Below are 16,707 nucleotides of genomic sequence, written 5' to 3'. Positions count from 1 at the left end.
AGATTTAAATGCATAGATTAATGTAGGTTATTGACATCAGTTGAAGGCTGTTGTTGCATGCAGTAGAGAACCATGCAAATTAATCATTTTCATAAAAAAGCGTATCAAGACCAAGGATTTGATACCCTCCATTTACTTTAATGACTTCTTGTCCATTAGCCGTTGTATAAGTAGGTAGACCATACATAGGCATCTCTTCCTTATCTGGCGGAATGAGGATATCTTTAATTCCTCGATATTCTAAAATGAGTACAGATTTACCTTCATCACTTTTAGCCTCAAATTTCCTTACAAGTTCCTTCACTTCAGTCTCCAAATTATGAGAGAGTTTAAAAGTTATTATAGCAAGGATACTCTATTCTTAACTAAATCAGGCGCTTATTAAATTAAATCTACTATCTGATTTTTTGTAAACTCACTAATTTATAAGGAGAGAATTATTAATTATTAGGAGAAAAGGAGCTTCCGGGAGTGGGTTCTTCGGGATTTGTCAATCTTGTACCACCTACACGAAAAAAAGTATCCGCCGCTGAAAATATGGAATGACTTCTTGAATAATCTGTTAGGGCAGCGCGATAGGTATATAGTAGTGAACCTTGTGTAGAGGAAGCGGGAGCAATGGCATCTTGGACGATTTGTTTCATCGTCTCATCGCTAGCTTGAAAAAGTCTCTCAAAATCTTCTGTTGCTTGCCTTCGAACGTCAGCGGTTTGATTGGCATCATTGGCTACTCGATGTAACCGGATTAATTCATTATATACTTCAATTTTCATGGCGATACCTCACTCAAAATAGATCTAATATTTATCTAATAGCTTACATTTTAATCGCTCTATTTTTGAAAGGGCAAACGAATAAAGGGGGGTATGAAATTCCATTTTGGAATACATGAAGTTTTTATAAAAGAACCTCTCTATATAAGAAATAAATCTATTAGTCCACCTCAGTACCTAATTCAATTAATTGTAATATAACTTAATAAAATTTTAGGAATTATCTTAATATTGTTTTTAACGCATTCACTGATTATGCGTTTATCAGCATAATAACTTGTTACCAAAAAAGCATCATCTTGTAGATTAAAATCAGTAATAATCTGCAAACCAGTCAATTCATTCTTCGCTATTTGATAATCAATTAAAAATAAAGTCTCATGTTTATTTATTTTATTTAAATACCTAATAAATTTTGAACTATCATAAAAAGACATAATTTTTTCTTTATTAATAGAACCTACCAACTTTTTGTACCATATTTCATGTATTTCTTCCTCATCATCTAGAACGCATATGTGATTGTATTTTGAGAGATCAATTCTTTTACACAACCAATCAGGAGAGGGACGGGCATTTAAAAAAATATCAACAACAGTTCCCTGCTCAAAGCAAGATTTTATCTGTAATTTTCCTCCAAAACTCTCAATACATTCTTTAGCAAATGTTAAACCTAGCCCTTTGCCATTTTTTTTATTAAAACTGAAACCTTTTAAAAAAATATTATCTATTTGATCAGCAGGAATACCTTTTCCATTATCAGATATAGATATATGTATACATTCATTGTGAAGGTCTGCTGCCAAGATAACTACGCCGCCAGGATTTAAGGCTTCAATTGAATTATTCAAAATATTTGAAATACAGCGTTCAAATTTTTCTTCGTCAATGTTAGAGGATACACCAATCAAATCACGAGAAATATTAATTGAAAAAATAATATCTCGACTATAGTATTCTAATTTTTTTTCCTCCAGAATATTACTTAATAGATTATAAATAAAACAATCATTATTGTTCTGAGGATCAATACATAAATCGCTATGATGGGTGATGTCAGATAAATTGTTTATAATTGAATTCATTCTCTTCACAATCGTGCGTATCATATTGCGTTTTTCTAAGGATAACTCAAATGAAATAGAGTGTAATGACTCTAAAGCCAATATAGGTGAACGAATATCATGCGCTACCTGTTGAGCAATATTTAAAGCTACACTTTCACGTGTTCTGTATCTTATTTCATTTACCATTGAAATAATTTTATTTTTAAGCAAATTTATTTCTATTATATTCGGCTCACTCTTTCCATAAGGAGCATTATTTTTTTCAGTTTCATCAATGGTTGCTAACAACTCTGCTATTGGTTTTAAAATGATATTATGAGGAATTCGGTAATATAATGGCCATAAAATCCATACAACCAATATTAGAAAAAATACAAATACAGAAAATCGGGTAAAAATACTTCTAATCAATTCTTTATCATCTAAAAGCGATCCCCGAATTATGTATTCTCCAAAATTACCATCAACTATTGATTCAATATGATGAATTATTTTCCAATTGTATGGCCACACAAATGAGATTTTATTATTATTCTCTTGAGAGTTTTCTTTCCAATGAATAAATATGTGGCTTTTATCTTCCTCTTTTTTCAATTTATAAAGAATAGCTTCTTTATTTCCTATAATTAACTGACTGACAATATAATTATCTAAGTTTCTAGAAAATCTTTTTAAATCATGTTCTTTACTAATTAAGACATTGTGTATATCAGAGATAGTTAACGACATCATCAGCAAAGCTGACAAAAAAAGACTAAATCCTATTCGTGAGCTAATTTTCTGTTTAATTTTCTTTTTTAAAGATACTTCCATATGAAACATCCTTATTGATTACAGCAAATAATTGATTAATATTGTTTTCTATTTTGAAAACCGCATATCCATCAGGTTTGCGCCAAGCAGGTTTATGAATGAGCTTGGAATTATATGAGCACTTTATTTGTTCTTGGGTATTAAGTTTTTGATTGCAGTTCGAAGGAATAAGTAAAAATGATTCAACAAGAGAGTTAGTTGTTTCATATATAATAAATGACAATTTATTTTCTGGCTTCTTTCCGTAAAATTTAGAATAATTCTTTTTAAAATGCGTTGTTCTTTTCGTTTCAATTTCTAGAGACCAAGGAGTAATATGGAATGCCTTCATAGGATACTTTAAACTTGTGCGCCCCACCTCTGAGTCTCCCCATGTACCCCAACCATCACCACCTATAAAAATTAAATTCTTTTTCAGATAATTAGATAGCCTTATCATTAAAACGGCTGTAGAGTGTGCTGTATCGGGAAGAAATATGTAATCTTCTCCGTTATAATTCGTCAATAATTTTTCCAGATCGTCATCTTCAATATCTGCTTTTAGAAAATAATTTTTTCTAAAAGCACCATGATAATTCCTTTCAACTTCGTCTGCTAAATCTTTACAACTTCGACAATCTAATTCAACTAAAGAATAAATCGGTTTTGATTTGAATTCTTTTTCAAAGAAATAAATGAATATTTGAGAAGTATAATCATCAAGATAGGTCATGCTGTGAAAATTAGATGGTAATGATTTAATTTTAAGGGAGGTTGCGAATGGGGATACACATAATGTATTTTTTAAATATCCAGCCAAAGTAAGAAAACTTTTAGAGTCTCGAGGGCCAATAATGGCATCTGGCTTCCACTTTTGCAGTTTTTTATAGCATTAACTATTGAAAGTCCATCGTATCGATATCGAAAAATTTTATATTCTATTTCAACTCCTTTTTTTAAAGCATTTACTCTGGCAAGGTTAAAGCCATCCATATAATATTTTTCATAATTTACGGAAACATATTTTTGATATGAGAAACTATCTAAGATTCCTATTCGAAGATGCTGGGAGAAACCATAGTGACTAATAACTACCAAAGAAATAGTTATAAGCAATAATAACTTACGCATACTTGCCAACCTGAGGTTTTGCTTCAAAGCATATTTCTTTTAACGCGACTCTATCAGGTAAACCCAGAATAAAATCTACAAAATATGAGATATCTTCTGGTTGAATTAGCAATTTTTTATCTAAAGGAACATCCGATGTCATTTGAGTATTTACAAATCCAGGGACAAGGGCAGTGACTTTAATGCCATACTCCATCAATTCCTTGTATAAGGCTTCATTATAAGCTAGTACACCAGCTTTAGTTGCAGCATAAACACCTAAAAAAACGCGTGATATTTTAGCGTTTCTAGAGGACATATTAATAATTTGCCCATATCCTTGCTTTTTCATGAACGGAACAACAATATTTGTTGTATTCATAAGTCCTTTTAGGTTAACCTCAACCATTTCATTTAAATCAGAATTATCAATTTCAGAGGTTCCTCTTTTTACAAAACCAGCGTTATTAATTAGAACGTCAATAGATTCATGTGTTTTGCAGTATGTTTTTAAAACAAAATTTAATTCATCTGTATCAGTGATATCCAATTCTCGATATTCAACACAAGCACCAGCATATTGTTCTTCTAAGCTATATTTTAAGTTTCGTAACAATAAAGCATTTCTTGCCAATAAAAAAAGATTATATTTTTTCTGAGCAAAATATTTTGCTAATTCTTCCCCAATACCTTTACTTGCCCCCGTAATAATAACTGTTTTATTTTTCATGCGGAACACCTTTTATAATTAAATAACCTCTGCTTTTATGAGCTCTTTTATCTAAAGTATTCATAGATTTCCATAATCTATCTGCATTAATCCAAAAAGGTTTTTGTTTATATCTCGCCACATCTAAAATCAAAACAGAGTTTTTATTTTTATTGTATGCGGCTATAGGAGAAAAGTGTCCTCCTCCTTCTTGATTTATTTTTGGCCTAAAAAAATTCACTATAATAAAATTTTGATGATGTAAAGTATTTTCAATATCATGAATAAAGTTAAAATATCCTTTACTACTAGCATGTTTGATTATGACATCAACTTTTTTTTCTTTTAGCATTTCTCCTAATTTATCTAATGTTATTCCATGCTTATAAATTTCATCCATAAATTTTTTGTTTTTAAAGTCAGAAAGAAAAACATTTTCTTGAGTAAAAAAATAATATTTATCAAACAATAACGAATCCGGGATAGTCTCAAGTGAATTAAGAATTATAACAGCACTGGCTATACCACAATATACTTGATTTTTTTGACTAGTGTAGTTTTCAATAAGTTTAAAAAAATTAGTATTTAGATTGCTAGTTAGCAAATATTGCTGGCCTTTTTTCGAGTCAAAAGGAACTATTAGTAATGCTTCTCCATATGCGGGTTGCTTAAAAAAAAATTATAATACTATAAAGGAAATACCTTAATATCATGAGAAAACCAAAAATTAGACATTTTGTGTTGCCGGGATGGTAGTAAATGAAATACTTAAAATCAAGATTATTTGGAAGGAGTATCATTACTTTATTCGATATGATTTCTAGTCCTTGATTTGTTGAGAACCTAAAAGTCGATTTATTTGAATTTTCTCTAATCTTAAGATATTTTCAATTAGTATAATCCGTATAAAAGGTTATTAAAAATCTATAAATTTGATTTTTTATTGCTTATCAAATAAATTATTTCAACAATAAATATTGTACAGAACTCAATAATGTTAGTAGAGATTTTAATTTTTTTGTTATTTATTTCTCCTTCTAGCTCATGTTCATTAAGATAAGTCAAATAATATAAGGAAGATTTATTACCTTGAATAAAACATAAAGTTTTGTCAAAGTCCTTTAAATGTTCTTTTGTTGCTTCATATGCTAGTAATGTAGATTGGGCTGGAAACTGTGGTGCGTATTCACTAGTAGAAATTTTTATCGGAGTAAGCTGGGTTATTTTTTGTCTAATTTCTTCTAAGTAGCTCATTGAGCTACCTGCAAGTTCTTTTTTGGATGAGTCGATTTTTATCGTACAAGGGGAATTCTGCTCTAAAAAGAGACTGACATCACATATAATACCCTCAAGATTTAATTTATGCACAAGTCTTTCGGCGATTTTAGGACCAACTTTGATTCTTTCTATTTCGATTGATTTTAAAGTTCCAGATCTAATAATGCCGTCTTCACAAAACGTTTGTTGATTCTGCTTAAGAAGTTTTTGCCTAATAAATTTAATTCTTTTCGCAGGTGAAAGATTTATTAAGATATTTGAGATTTCTTGACTATTCATATTCAGTAAATTGTTTCGATTGAGAATTATATTTCCAGAAAGATATTTGTTTATTTTTTTTCATAAACGCAATATCGCCATCATTATTAAGGGTTAAAAATGATATAGGGTTATTTCTTTCTAGTAGTATATTTTTATTGTTTAGGTATTCGTCATTCTCAAAGATATCTGCATACTCAAAAATATCTATTGGGTCTATCATGTATTCATTTTTGATTTCATCTATTTGTTTTGATAGATATACATATAGATTATGTATGGCATTAATGTCTTTTTTATCTATAAACAAGTCTATACTGTGGTTATTATGTAACTCGACCGCCTTATCGGTAGGAATATTGCTCGTCAGCATACTAATATAAGCCGATGGGAAGTATTGCCTAATTTGGTTGCTTAATTCTATTCCTGTAACATTTTCCTCTCTGAGCTCTTGGTCTATCACAAGTATTGCTGATAGCTCTGATAAATCTTTCAACGTTTTCTTAATTTGTTCTTTGCTTTTAGTGTTAGCATAAAATGAATTTAATATATCGGAGGGTGACTCTGATAAATAACAATTTTCTTGAATATAAAGAAAAAAGTCCTGGCTTTTCGAAAAGATCTCCACCAAAACGGTTTCTTTAAATTTTTCATGGAAATAATAACAGATAACTTCTAATAAGGATTGATCGTCATCTAATAAGACTATTTTAGGTTTTGCAATTGCTAACATTTAGTCTCTCTAAAAATCTTACATTCAAATTGAGCCATTATATATGAAATAATTCCTAGTAGAACTAATTAACAAAAAAAGTGCGCATAAAGTGTAAATACACCATTGACTTGATAAAAAGTGTAATTATAATTGCTGACATATCACTATTAATTATATGGCGATGCTTGTATTAATTTTGAGGTCATAAATTTAAAAAGGAAATGGAATTATGAAGGATGTACCCTACATTTTAAGTCTAGCTTATAGAAAGCAAATTGATGAGGCGTGTAGACCTTTAAGAAGTATGGGGCTTAAACATTTTGTAATGTATCTGATTTTCAATGATGGGGATTTGCTAATTCTATCAAATGTCTATCCGATTATTTTATCCTATTATCAGGAAGCTTTGTATAAAGAGGATTATACGTACACGCCTGGAATGATTACTTTTACGCAAGGTGATTTTTATTTATGTGATAAAGTCCAATTTATTTCTCCTCGATTAAAAACTATATTAACTGAACAATATAATATTTATCCAGTTTATAACATTATTAGACGCTGCGCAGAATGTACTTTTGTGTTCAGTGCCATACGGAATACTCTGACAGATTCAGAACAATTTTATAAGAAAACAATTCGATCTTTTGAAAATTTCTGTATTAATTTTGTTGATACTTTTCTTGAATTAATTACTTACTGCAATGCGAAGTACAAATTTTCTTTTATTTTGACTAATAAAGCACATCGGCATGCAGTAATAAGAGGCGGTTACTCTGAAAAAGCATCAATACCCGTTCGTGAACAAGAATGCTTATGGCTGGCTGCACAAGGTAACTCCGCGAAACAAATTGCTCAAGTTCTTAAAATTAGTCCCTACACTGTTGAAAAATATTTAAAACATGTTCGCGAGGTTTTCGATTGTAGTACACTTATTGAAGCAGTAGTTGAAGGTATACATAGAGGTATGATTGGTAAAGTTAATTTAAATAGAAGAATAGAGGGCTCTCTAGACAGAAAAGTTAGTTTCGCAAGACCAATTATTACTGTACCTACTTGAATGGTATCAGTTGTTCTGCCCAAAAAAGTAATCTTAAAATTGTTTTTGTTTAATCCTTTGTTGAACATATTTGGAAATAACTCAAAAGCAATAAGTTATCCGAAATCTATGAATTTGAGCTTCTTCCAAAGAGACTAAGCGCCCAGCTAGCTTTATGGTTCAGATTAAGTCGAAACTAAATTCATTTTATTAAATATGGATAATTTATTGCTTAAAACTATCAGCTCTAATCAAGGGATGGTTTGATCCGATCCTCATTCATCAATGATAGCTTCGCTTCCATATAAATTGATTTTTCTATCAATTTTAGGATAATATTTGACTCGCGTGCGCAGGAATTTACCTTGTGAGAGATAGTCCTCGTTCAAGTTCATGAATTCGATCATTGATAGTGCTTAGTTTAGCCTCGTAGAGCTCAATTGTTTCTTGAGGTTTTTCTGTCTTGATGAGTTTGCTTAACGCTTCGATATCACAATCAAATTGTTTAAATTTTTTAGCCACCTGTTTGTATTCTTCAGAACTAAGAGGATTTGAATTAAGGTTATCGGCTAATAATTGATTATATTGATTTCGCTTTTCCCACAATAAATCAAAGCTATTCATCATTAACTGCTTATATTTATCCAGCTCACTTTGCAATTGATTGCTAATTTGGCGTAAATGAGCAATATCCTCAACATTAACCAAAGACGTCGCTTGTTGTTCCAGGACATGAAGTTTTTGCTTAAAATTGTTAAAAAATGTTAACTTACTCATACTAAATCCTATTTAATTTCAAACTTAGATAATTCATGGGTTTGTTCTGCATCAGGCTTTTTAGGTTGCGTTTTTTCCAAGACTCTATCAAGGGTTTGTTCTACTTTAACCGCTCCTTTTTCAATCGCTTGATGGCTTATTTGGACTTGCTCTATCAAAGATTGAACACTGGGTGAAGGTCTCAATTCTCCTTTCTTTTCATCGACAATCTCAACAGGGTTGGATGATTGGAATTGATATTCATCATAGGCTATTTTTGCACCAAAAGTAGCACCTCCAACGACTAACCCGCTACCCAAACCAACTGCGGCAGCAACTGTAAATCCGGTTATCCCAATCCCAAGCGGTGCAAAAACGCCTGTAGCGGTTAGTGCTACACCAACTCCCACTCCGATTAATGTGAGGGTGGCTATACCAAGTAATTTTAGCCAATTGCGCGATAAAAAAGTAGTTTCTGGCTTTTTAACTTCGACATTATGGTCTTGATTTAAGTTTAGGGACTTCACTTCGAAAGAAGGTTCTACCTTCAAAGACTTGGGTTGCTGCTTTTGTGCTACGGTAAATAGTGTCTCTTCAACGACGGGAGTATCTGGGGAATAGTCAGATATCGGTAGATCTATATTTAATCTATCATTCACTTTATTCTTAATAATTTCTAAGCGGTTTCTTAGTGACTCTAATAAAAAGTTTTGATCTTTTTCTTCAAAATGGGTTGATATATAGACGGCAATTTCTTGATAACATTGATTAAGAACCGTAGGATTTTCAGTAAGAAACGTTCTTACTGATGGGTGCTCAAAAAATAAGTCCAAGGCAATATTGCTTCTATTAATACATTGTGTAACGGCCTTGTTTTTAGCTTTTTCATCTTCAGGTGTATAGGCTTTGTCTGCAAGCATACTGAGCAAGGGTGGGGTAAGCATAGACACTTTTAAGCGGGCAAATAATTTCTCCTTGATGTAGTCGGGGTCAATTTGCACATGTTCGGCTCCGTGATAAATTCCTCCCCAGGGCTTTGTTAATACGTCACGTTCATAAGTTTCGTGTAACGTTTCCGAAGCAATAGCACAGTGGTCGAAATCAATTTTTGATAGATGGCTTTTAGCTACATCTTCAGAAGAAAACCCAAAATTTTCAATATTAGGGTCCCCTTCAACAATGTAATTAGTCACTTCGTCAATAATCCCTGAGCCGGGAAATACTTGTTTTTTTGTCTCTATATACTCTTTTCGGGCATCCCGAGTTCGACGATCAGCGACAGAAATTGCGTAATTTGGAATTGCTTTAGAGCCAACTAAACGATTATCTAATAAGCGTTCTGAAGAAAAGTGAGCTGGGCTAACTAAGGTTGCAATTTTGGAGGCTAAAATAGCATTTGGAGAATAACGTTCTACCCCGCGAATGAAAAGAATTTTTTTGCCATTAGTGGCCAAAAAAGTATTATCTCCAGTATCTCCCTTGGCAATTTTACTTACCGCTTTGTAAGGGTAAAAAGTGTCACCTTCTTTAACACCTTTTTTTAAAGGAACTTTCTCCTGTTTAACGACTTCCAATTTTAAAGGGTAAAACGGTTTGCTTAAATCCATACCCATAAAATTGTCAGTAGTCGGCAATTTCCCAACTAGCCGGAGTGCATTAATTGCAAATGGAACATCATAATTAATAATATTTCTTTGTGGGTCATAAACTCCCGGATAGGAGAAAGTAAAATCCCCTCTAGGGAGGGGACAAGAAAAAAGTTGATAACAGTTTAATAGTCCTATATAGCTCTTAGCATGTTTTTCGGAACTGATTGGAATTTCTTTACCTTTCTTCAAATTACCATCAATTTCATTCTCAACTATTTCCCTAATTTCTTGCTCGTATTCCTTGTAAATATTTAAGCTCATATTATAAAGTAGATGAATAATGCAATTTTGTATTTCTTTATTAAGTGTTGTTAATTGCATGGAAAAATTACGGGCTTCTTTTTCACTAATCAATTCTTTGCTTGCAAATTTTTCTATAAAAGTAGTAATTTCTACAGGAATTGGAGTATCTATCCTTAACCCTCTAATGTAGGACTGCGCTTCAGACTTACTATAGGAATTATTTAAATACTTACTAATTAACTCACTCAGTTTCATGTCATTATACTCTTTAATTCGATAATAAAGATTATAGCAACCAATAATTAAAGTTTTCTTAATAGGGTTGAAACCTGTATTTGCCCGAATTGCCTCAAATTATCTGTTGCCGAATGCTCTCTTAAATAAGCGCATAAATTGCTTCGTTGCCTCAAAATTGCTGTTGCCGAAGGAGAGGGACAGAAATGGGGCAAGGGAACATGGATTTATATCTAAAAATACAGCGTATACGGTACCAGGGTGGCAATAGAGCGTTAAAGAAACGCATTTTGGATGAATTTTGCGAAACTCATCATTATCATCGCAAAGCGGCAGCACGTTTGCTAAGACAGTTGCCCATACCTGATACGGATTCAATCTCATGTGAGAAAAAAGTACGACCCGTCTCAAACACCTTATCAGCGATTGATGGCTTCTAATTGCCTTAATCCTATTCAGAAAAAGCAATTGTAAGATAAATTTAATACACTCGACCTGTTTATTTTACAAAAGAAGATTCAAAAAAAGCTAAAATTATTATTTAGATTGGTGAATGTTCAGAATATAAAACAAAGAGGCTCTGTAACGGCAGTGAAGACCTTAGGAATTAACAATATAGCCTGTGGATATGATGGGACGAGTCCTTCGTACCAGCCTGTGCCCTACGGAACGTGTGGGCAAAACTATGAATAACAAAAAAACGTTATTCTCAGTTATTGCCCACACTCACAGGCTTCTCGCCCACATATCCACCAGGCTCAACAGCAATTATTTTTTACTAAAGTAAATCCTCTAAAAAGCAACACTTATTTTGAGGCAACGACTCAGTTTATTTTTTACTCTTCGGCAACAGTTTCTATTGAGGCATCAGGCAGAGGCTTTATAGGGAATAACATATAATTGTAAACATCCCATACTTAATGACAGCCTGAAATAAGGTTTCTTATAATGGAGTTGGAGCCTGTATTTGCCAGCTTCTAATAAGGTTTTGCGATAAACTCAAATACGCAGAGACCCCACTCCAAAGCTCATAATTACGTGAACATCGGGGGATTATTCAAATCGTCCCCCTGCAAATGATAATTGTTGTTATTCGCTTCAGTTCTATTACGTTTATTAAAAAAACCAAGATCAGTTTCAAGGCTACTTCGCATTTCGATGCTCGTAGTATCTCTTTCCGCGTCATCTAAAAGCTCCACGTTTGCGAGATGAGTCTCACTATACAAGGTAGATTCGTTTTGATCCTCTTTAAGAGATATCATTAGCTGAGGTATGACTTTTGATGCTTTTCTTTTTCTTCCTGTTTCTTCTGAATAGTGTCCTAAATATCCTTTCTGAAATAAAGCATGTAATGGTTTAGACGAGAAAAATATATCTTTCGATAAAAGGTTACCACTGCGTTTATCACGTAATAAATAAATGGTTTCTGCCTCTATATTTTTTAAAATATTTCCATGTTGATCCTGGGCATAAAGATTAGCTTCAACCAAGTCATATTGATCGAGATCAATATCCTCACTTAAAGAAAGAATTGAGGGTTCAATTTTTTCTGGTAGTTTATTATTTGAGTTGTTGTTATTATTGTTATTGTTTTCAGAATAGTTTTGATTTTGATCATTGAGCTTTTTAAATTCCGTTATTTCAGGCGGTAAAATGTTCTCGGATACCAGTTTTTGCAAAATGCAATGTAATAATAATGGGGTAACAACTTTAGGTGATAAACTATGACTAAGCATTGCAATTAAATTGCTTGGACTCTCAAAATTGTCATCTTGTTCTATCGAGAGCATCAATTTTTCAGTGAACCGTTTTGACATGCCTTGCATTAAACACAGTTCAGGAATATAAGGTGCACGAAGTTTGTCCCAAAAACTAAAATTTAAAACATGACCGTAGAGTGTAGGAGTCTTGTATTTGGAGTGCATCAATCGGTGTTTTTCAAAAATATCTGTCTTTTTGTTTTTTCCATTTAAATAACCTGTAAAGGTAATACGTCCAGTTTTTGGTTTCAATTTAACAGATAAGCCTTTTTGTAGTTTAGAATCTTTTCTCTTCTCACCATTTAACTTTGGAAAAACTTCAAGACATTTTCTGCCTGAAATAATCAGATAATGCTTTTTAAAATCATCATTTCTATGCTTACAGAGAAGAAATGTACGTAATAATTTAAGGAATGATTCTGTATCATTAATTGGTAAACGTAACCCTGTTACTTTTGTTTTTTCTGTCATAATTTGACGTAATGGTTCATATTTTTTAATTTCATTTTGCGAAAATAAATATTGTTCGGGTTGACGCGGTTTTGGATGTAATTCTATCTTATTCATTAGAAAATTAGTTGCAATAACGTAATTACGTTCACGGTCCGTTGCAGTAAAATCAGCGTGTTTGAAAGAAGTGCTTTGGGAGAACCAATTTTCGCCGCGGACTTTAAATAATTCGCTGATCTGCTCATGTACTTTTGCTTGGGTTGCTGCCTGTGGTAAATTTTCAGCAATTACAATATCGGGCAACAAGAGTGCGTAGGCGGTTTTAAAATCTTGCATAAAAATGACGTCGTTTTTGGTATCTTTTGCACCACGGCTCGCAGAAGAATAACCACCGCATGAGGCAGTTTGAGAAAAAAGTATTTTTATTTCTAATACATTATCGTTTTTCTGAGATTCATAGGCAACTGCGTCTTTTAATTGCTCAATGGTGATGCCATACTCTTTAAAAATTTTATTATCTTCAATAATTGGTTTATGAGGACCTTTATCATCCAATAAGGAACTACCGTAAAAGAATCTGGCTTCAATCTCAATCGTAATGTTTTTATCTAAACATAGTTCAGATAACTTAGTGTGTATTTTGTCGATAATAGCCTGTTCACTTGCACCCATATTGATACACCAAACAATTAACTTAACGGTTTGGTATTTCGATATTCCATCGATAGAATGGTGGTTAAAATCATCAAGATCTGTAATTTCTTCATAAAAATTTTGAGAGAATGTATTAGAGCTGGGATTAAAATCAGCAAGACCTGTAATTTCTTCATAAAAATTTTGAGAGAGTGTATTAGAATTGTGGTTAAAACTATCAAGATCTGTAATCTCTTCAGAGAATGCATTAGAGTTTTGGTTTAATTGAGCTAGTAATTGTTTTGTTGAATCTGAAGATTCACCAGTAGTCACTGAAGGACTAAATGGTAGAGGGGTATTTAATTGTATTTGACCTTCTAGTATTTTCTTTAGTAGTTGAAAGTCGCTATTTTTTACTATTTCTTCAATGAGTAAACCGTTATTGTCTTTAATGTCTTCAATAATTTGTCTTACAACATCATTACCAAGTTTTCGGTAAACATGGTTAATTGTATGTTCAAAAGGGGCAAACATAGCCGCATCATCAATATTGTCATTCTGATGGGTTGCCTTTCGTTCTAGATAATTTGCAAAATGCTGCGCTAATTGCCTAGACTGCAAATCAATTAAACATCCATGAAAATTCAATAAGTCCTGGGCAGTGAGAGGAGTTCGTATGTTGTTTGGCATAATTCTATCTATCTATGGCTCTAAATGAATGAGCAATATTTAACCATAAAGGGATAAAATAATCCACTATATATTAACAATTGTATCCTTATGAATTTACTTTAAGTAAAAATTGGGATACTTTTTAAAGTTTACTTCGATGTCAGGTAATTCAGATTCTTTTAAAATTCTGAATTATTGATTATCAATTTATTGAAAGGAAGCAATATCTTGAGAAACTATTTACTCGGTTTAAGCTTTTTAGCGCTTAGTCAAGTGACTTCCGCTCACCCTATAGCTCAACCCACGCCCTGTGTTACCTCACAATTTACAGCAATAGGTGATCAGTATTGGAAAACCGTTACTTTAAAATTAACCAATAACTGCAGCCAAACGGTTGATTTTCAAAATACAACGGTCACTTTTAAAAGTACAACAGCGATTAACACCTCATTTTGGGGTGAATTTTCACCTTTATCGTATCCTGATAATGCATTAAACATCAGCTCGCAAAACCAAGGTGATGGCACTTTTTTAGCCACATTCAATTTGCATTTTCCTTCTTATCCTGGGGCTAATTCCAAATTACCAGCCGGTAGCTCCATTCATATTAAATACGGTGTTAGTACGGATAACCACGTGGATGGTAGTGCTCATGTGTATTTAGGTACAACAGTAGAGGCAGGGACACTGGTATTAAACAATACTTCGAATAAACCGGCTGATGTGGCGCAAAATTATGCGCTTGTCCATTTATCCATGAACGGACAAGTTGTTAATACTATTCAACTACCTTGGGCATCAAGCACTACTTTGCCAGGGGTAGCTGCTGGAAACTATCATTTATCCGCCGAAACGGTATCCACTACCAATGGCAATAATTACCAGGGAACAGTACAACCCAGTAATGTCAATATAGAAAACCAGCAAACAGTCAACGCTACAGTGAGCTACACGCTTGTCGAACAGTTGGGGAAAGTAGTAATTAACGTACAAGAACTTTCTTCTGAACTTACTGGTTATACGCAAAATCCTACTGTCTTGTTGACTCAAAATCAGACAGGTCATTCTATTTCCCAACCAGTAGTCTGGAATTCTTCTACCACTGTTTCTCAATTAAAAGAGGGAAGTGTCTATAATCTTTCCACTGAGGCAATAAGTTACAATGGTTATACATGTAGCCCAACGTTTACGCCTGATAGTCTAACTGCCAATGCCAATACCGCTCCGGCAAGTCAGCTAACCTACCAATGTATCCAGGTTAATCAGCATCTTGTTCCCTTCAATGTAACCGGTGCACCGTCAACGCTGGCCTCTTTGAAAATCACCCTCACACCTAACGACAACTCAGCTCCTGTAATCGAAACGATTAATTTAAATAACGGAGCTGGCTCAAATTCAATCTTACTTACTGAGGGATTAATTTATACAATATCCGCAGAAACGGTTGCAGGTTATACGATAGAGTTTTCTCCTCAACCATTAACGGTTGTCGCTAATGCGCAAGAAACCATAACGCTTAGTCCGGATAGCACGGGTACTCCTGTCGCAGTAAATGGGCAATTGACCGTTTGTGGTACCAAGTTGTGCAATAAGCATGGCAATCCTATTCAGCTAAAAGGAATGAGTTCCCATGGTTTGCAATGGTATGGCCAAGGTAAATGCATTACTCCGCAATCCTTGGATGTGCTGGTTGAAAACTTCAAAGCAAATGTATTTCGAGTCGCTTTGTACGTCCAGGAAGGAGGTTATGAAACAAATCCAACAAAATTCACCCAGGAAGTAAGTGCTTTGATCAATGAGGCTTATAACCGAGGTATATATGTAATAGTGGATTGGCATATATTAAACCCCGGTGATCCGAATTACAATCTCACAAGAGCGAAGCAGTTTTTTACTGAGATAGCCACTATTCATAAAGATAAAAATAATATTCTCTATGAAATTGCCAATGAACCGAATGGTGTAAGTTGGGCAACCATTAAGAGTTATGCCGACCAAATTATTCCTGTTATTAGGGCAATCGACACCAAAGCGCCCATTCTTATAGGTACTCGAGGATGGAGCTCTCTAGGGGTATCAGAGGGGCAAACTTACCAAGAAATAGTGAATAATCCCGTACAATTTCCTAATGTGATGTATACCTTTCATTTTTATGCTGCTTCCCACAGAGATAACTATCTGGGTGCATTGGATAATGCCTCCCAAGTATTACCCATCTTTGTCACCGAATTTGGCACCCAAACCTTTAGCGGGGATGGGGCGAATGATTTTGCCATGTCTGATCGCTACATGCAGCTTATGGCCAATAAGCAGATCGGCTGGACAAACTGGAATTATTCGGATGACTTTCGTTCAGGGGCAATTTGGAAAACGAATACCTGTGCCAGTGGTGCATGGATAGACAGTAATTTAAAAGAAGCGGGTGTATATATTAAGAATAAGATTCTGAACCCTTAGTATATGGGGTTTTAAAGCCAATATTTACACATTCCGCTCCTTGACGGCGCGGAATGTAGAAGCCTTGACGATATAAAAAATTTTGTTATGCTGCGCATCTCTAAGCATTTGA

The 16,707-nt window shown here is 33.5% G+C and carries 15 protein-coding genes; 3 read left to right on the top strand and 12 right to left on the bottom strand.

Annotated features, from left to right (window positions below):
- Positions 1-79 precede the first annotated feature (79 nt).
- From Ljam_RS05875 to Ljam_RS05835, 9 genes are all read right to left on the bottom strand, one after another.
- Positions 80-304 carry a hypothetical protein gene (locus tag Ljam_RS05875; RefSeq protein ID WP_058449196.1) on the bottom strand — a complete coding sequence of 75 codons (225 nt, stop codon included), beginning with the start codon at positions 302-304 and terminating at the stop codon, positions 80-82.
- A gap of 136 nt (positions 305-440) precedes the next feature.
- Positions 441-773, bottom strand: a complete 333-nt coding sequence (locus Ljam_RS05870; RefSeq protein ID WP_058449195.1) for a hypothetical protein — start codon at positions 771-773, stop codon at positions 441-443.
- Between the two features lie 182 nt (positions 774-955).
- Entirely contained in the window at positions 956-2,653 is a 1,698-nt protein-coding gene (locus tag Ljam_RS05865) for a sensor histidine kinase (RefSeq protein WP_058449194.1), read from the bottom strand.
- Positions 2,625-3,452, bottom strand: coding sequence for a hypothetical protein (locus Ljam_RS05860; protein ID WP_058449193.1), 828 nt, complete (start codon positions 3,450-3,452; stop codon positions 2,625-2,627). Before Ljam_RS05860 ends, Ljam_RS05865 begins: the two co-directional genes overlap by 29 nt.
- Entirely contained in the window at positions 3,437-3,763 is a 327-nt protein-coding gene (locus Ljam_RS05855; RefSeq protein ID WP_058449192.1) for a hypothetical protein, read from the bottom strand. The genes Ljam_RS05860 and Ljam_RS05855 overlap by 16 nt, the downstream gene beginning before the upstream one ends.
- Entirely contained in the window at positions 3,756-4,472 is a 717-nt protein-coding gene (locus tag Ljam_RS05850) for an SDR family NAD(P)-dependent oxidoreductase (RefSeq protein WP_058449191.1), read from the bottom strand. Before Ljam_RS05850 ends, Ljam_RS05855 begins: the two co-directional genes overlap by 8 nt.
- Positions 4,462-5,091: a phytochelatin synthase family protein gene (locus Ljam_RS05845; RefSeq protein ID WP_082651582.1), complete on the bottom strand. Its 630-nt coding sequence runs from the start codon at positions 5,089-5,091 to the stop codon at positions 4,462-4,464. Before Ljam_RS05845 ends, Ljam_RS05850 begins: the two co-directional genes overlap by 11 nt.
- Before the next feature lie 284 nt (positions 5,092-5,375).
- Positions 5,376-6,008, bottom strand: a complete 633-nt coding sequence (locus tag Ljam_RS05840) for a hypothetical protein (protein ID WP_058449189.1) — start codon at positions 6,006-6,008, stop codon at positions 5,376-5,378.
- On the bottom strand, positions 6,001-6,720 hold the full coding sequence (locus tag Ljam_RS05835; RefSeq protein WP_058449188.1) for a hypothetical protein: 720 nt from the start codon (positions 6,718-6,720) through the stop codon (positions 6,001-6,003). Before Ljam_RS05835 ends, Ljam_RS05840 begins: the two co-directional genes overlap by 8 nt.
- A 211-nt stretch (positions 6,721-6,931) precedes the next feature.
- On the opposite strand from Ljam_RS05835, the gene Ljam_RS05830 reads away from it, so the two are divergent.
- Complete coding sequence (locus Ljam_RS05830; RefSeq protein ID WP_058449187.1) at positions 6,932-7,762, top strand: response regulator transcription factor; 831 nt, start codon at positions 6,932-6,934, stop codon at positions 7,760-7,762.
- Between the two features lie 339 nt (positions 7,763-8,101).
- On the opposite strand, the gene Ljam_RS05825 is transcribed toward Ljam_RS05830, so the two are convergent.
- Together Ljam_RS05825 and Ljam_RS05820 are read right to left on the bottom strand one after the other, a co-directional pair.
- The gene (locus tag Ljam_RS05825; protein ID WP_058449186.1) at positions 8,102-8,518 is read right to left on the bottom strand and encodes a hypothetical protein; all 417 of its coding nucleotides are present in this window, start codon (positions 8,516-8,518) and stop codon (positions 8,102-8,104) included.
- A gap of 8 nt (positions 8,519-8,526) precedes the next feature.
- Complete coding sequence (locus Ljam_RS05820) at positions 8,527-10,644, bottom strand: hypothetical protein (RefSeq protein WP_058449185.1); 2,118 nt, start codon at positions 10,642-10,644, stop codon at positions 8,527-8,529.
- 200 nt (positions 10,645-10,844) lie between these two features.
- Here Ljam_RS05820 and Ljam_RS05815 point away from each other — a divergent pair, with 200 nt between their 5' ends.
- The gene (locus Ljam_RS05815; RefSeq protein ID WP_238583700.1) at positions 10,845-11,063 is read left to right on the top strand and encodes a hypothetical protein; all 219 of its coding nucleotides are present in this window, start codon (positions 10,845-10,847) and stop codon (positions 11,061-11,063) included.
- Positions 11,064-11,657: 594 nt separating this feature from the next.
- Here the strand turns inward: Ljam_RS05815 and Ljam_RS05810 are convergent.
- The gene (locus Ljam_RS05810) at positions 11,658-14,114 is read right to left on the bottom strand and encodes a hypothetical protein (RefSeq protein ID WP_131762430.1); all 2,457 of its coding nucleotides are present in this window, start codon (positions 14,112-14,114) and stop codon (positions 11,658-11,660) included.
- 252 nt (positions 14,115-14,366) lie between these two features.
- On the opposite strand from Ljam_RS05810, the gene Ljam_RS05805 reads away from it, so the two are divergent.
- Positions 14,367-16,595 (top strand): glycoside hydrolase family 5 protein, encoded by a 2,229-nt coding sequence (locus Ljam_RS05805; RefSeq protein ID WP_058449182.1) that lies wholly within the window; start codon positions 14,367-14,369, stop codon positions 16,593-16,595.
- The last annotated feature ends 112 nt before the right edge of the window (positions 16,596-16,707 follow it).

Origin of the sequence: Legionella jamestowniensis (assembly GCF_001467745.1) — a bacterium.
Classification (GTDB): Bacteria; Pseudomonadota; Gammaproteobacteria; order Legionellales; family Legionellaceae; genus Tatlockia; species Tatlockia jamestowniensis.
The sequence above is the reverse complement of the archived record's forward strand: the minus strand, read 5'-3'. Positions and strand labels throughout refer to the sequence as shown.

Bases quoted from the DNA above. Each gene is read 5' to 3' on its own strand.
- Ljam_RS05870 (WP_058449195.1), bottom strand. From the start codon at position 773: ATGAAAATTGAAGTATATAATGAATTAATCCGGTTACATCGAGTAGCC.
- Ljam_RS05865 (WP_058449194.1), bottom strand. From the start codon at position 2,653: ATGGAAGTATCTTTAAAAAAGAAAATTAAACAGAAAATTAGCTCACGA.
- Ljam_RS05855 (WP_058449192.1), bottom strand. From the start codon at position 3,763: ATGCGTAAGTTATTATTGCTTATAACTATTTCTTTGGTAGTTATTAGT.
- Ljam_RS05850 (WP_058449191.1), bottom strand. From the start codon at position 4,472: ATGAAAAATAAAACAGTTATTATTACGGGGGCAAGTAAAGGTATTGGG.
- Ljam_RS05840 (WP_058449189.1), bottom strand. From the start codon at position 6,008: ATGAATAGTCAAGAAATCTCAAATATCTTAATAAATCTTTCACCTGCG.
- Ljam_RS05835 (WP_058449188.1), bottom strand. From the start codon at position 6,720: ATGTTAGCAATTGCAAAACCTAAAATAGTCTTATTAGATGACGATCAA.
- Ljam_RS05830 (WP_058449187.1), top strand. From the start codon at position 6,932: ATGAAGGATGTACCCTACATTTTAAGTCTAGCTTATAGAAAGCAAATT.
- Ljam_RS05825 (WP_058449186.1), bottom strand. From the start codon at position 8,518: ATGAGTAAGTTAACATTTTTTAACAATTTTAAGCAAAAACTTCATGTC.
- Ljam_RS05820 (WP_058449185.1), bottom strand. From the start codon at position 10,644: ATGAAACTGAGTGAGTTAATTAGTAAGTATTTAAATAATTCCTATAGT.
- Ljam_RS05815 (WP_238583700.1), top strand. From the start codon at position 10,845: ATGGATTTATATCTAAAAATACAGCGTATACGGTACCAGGGTGGCAAT.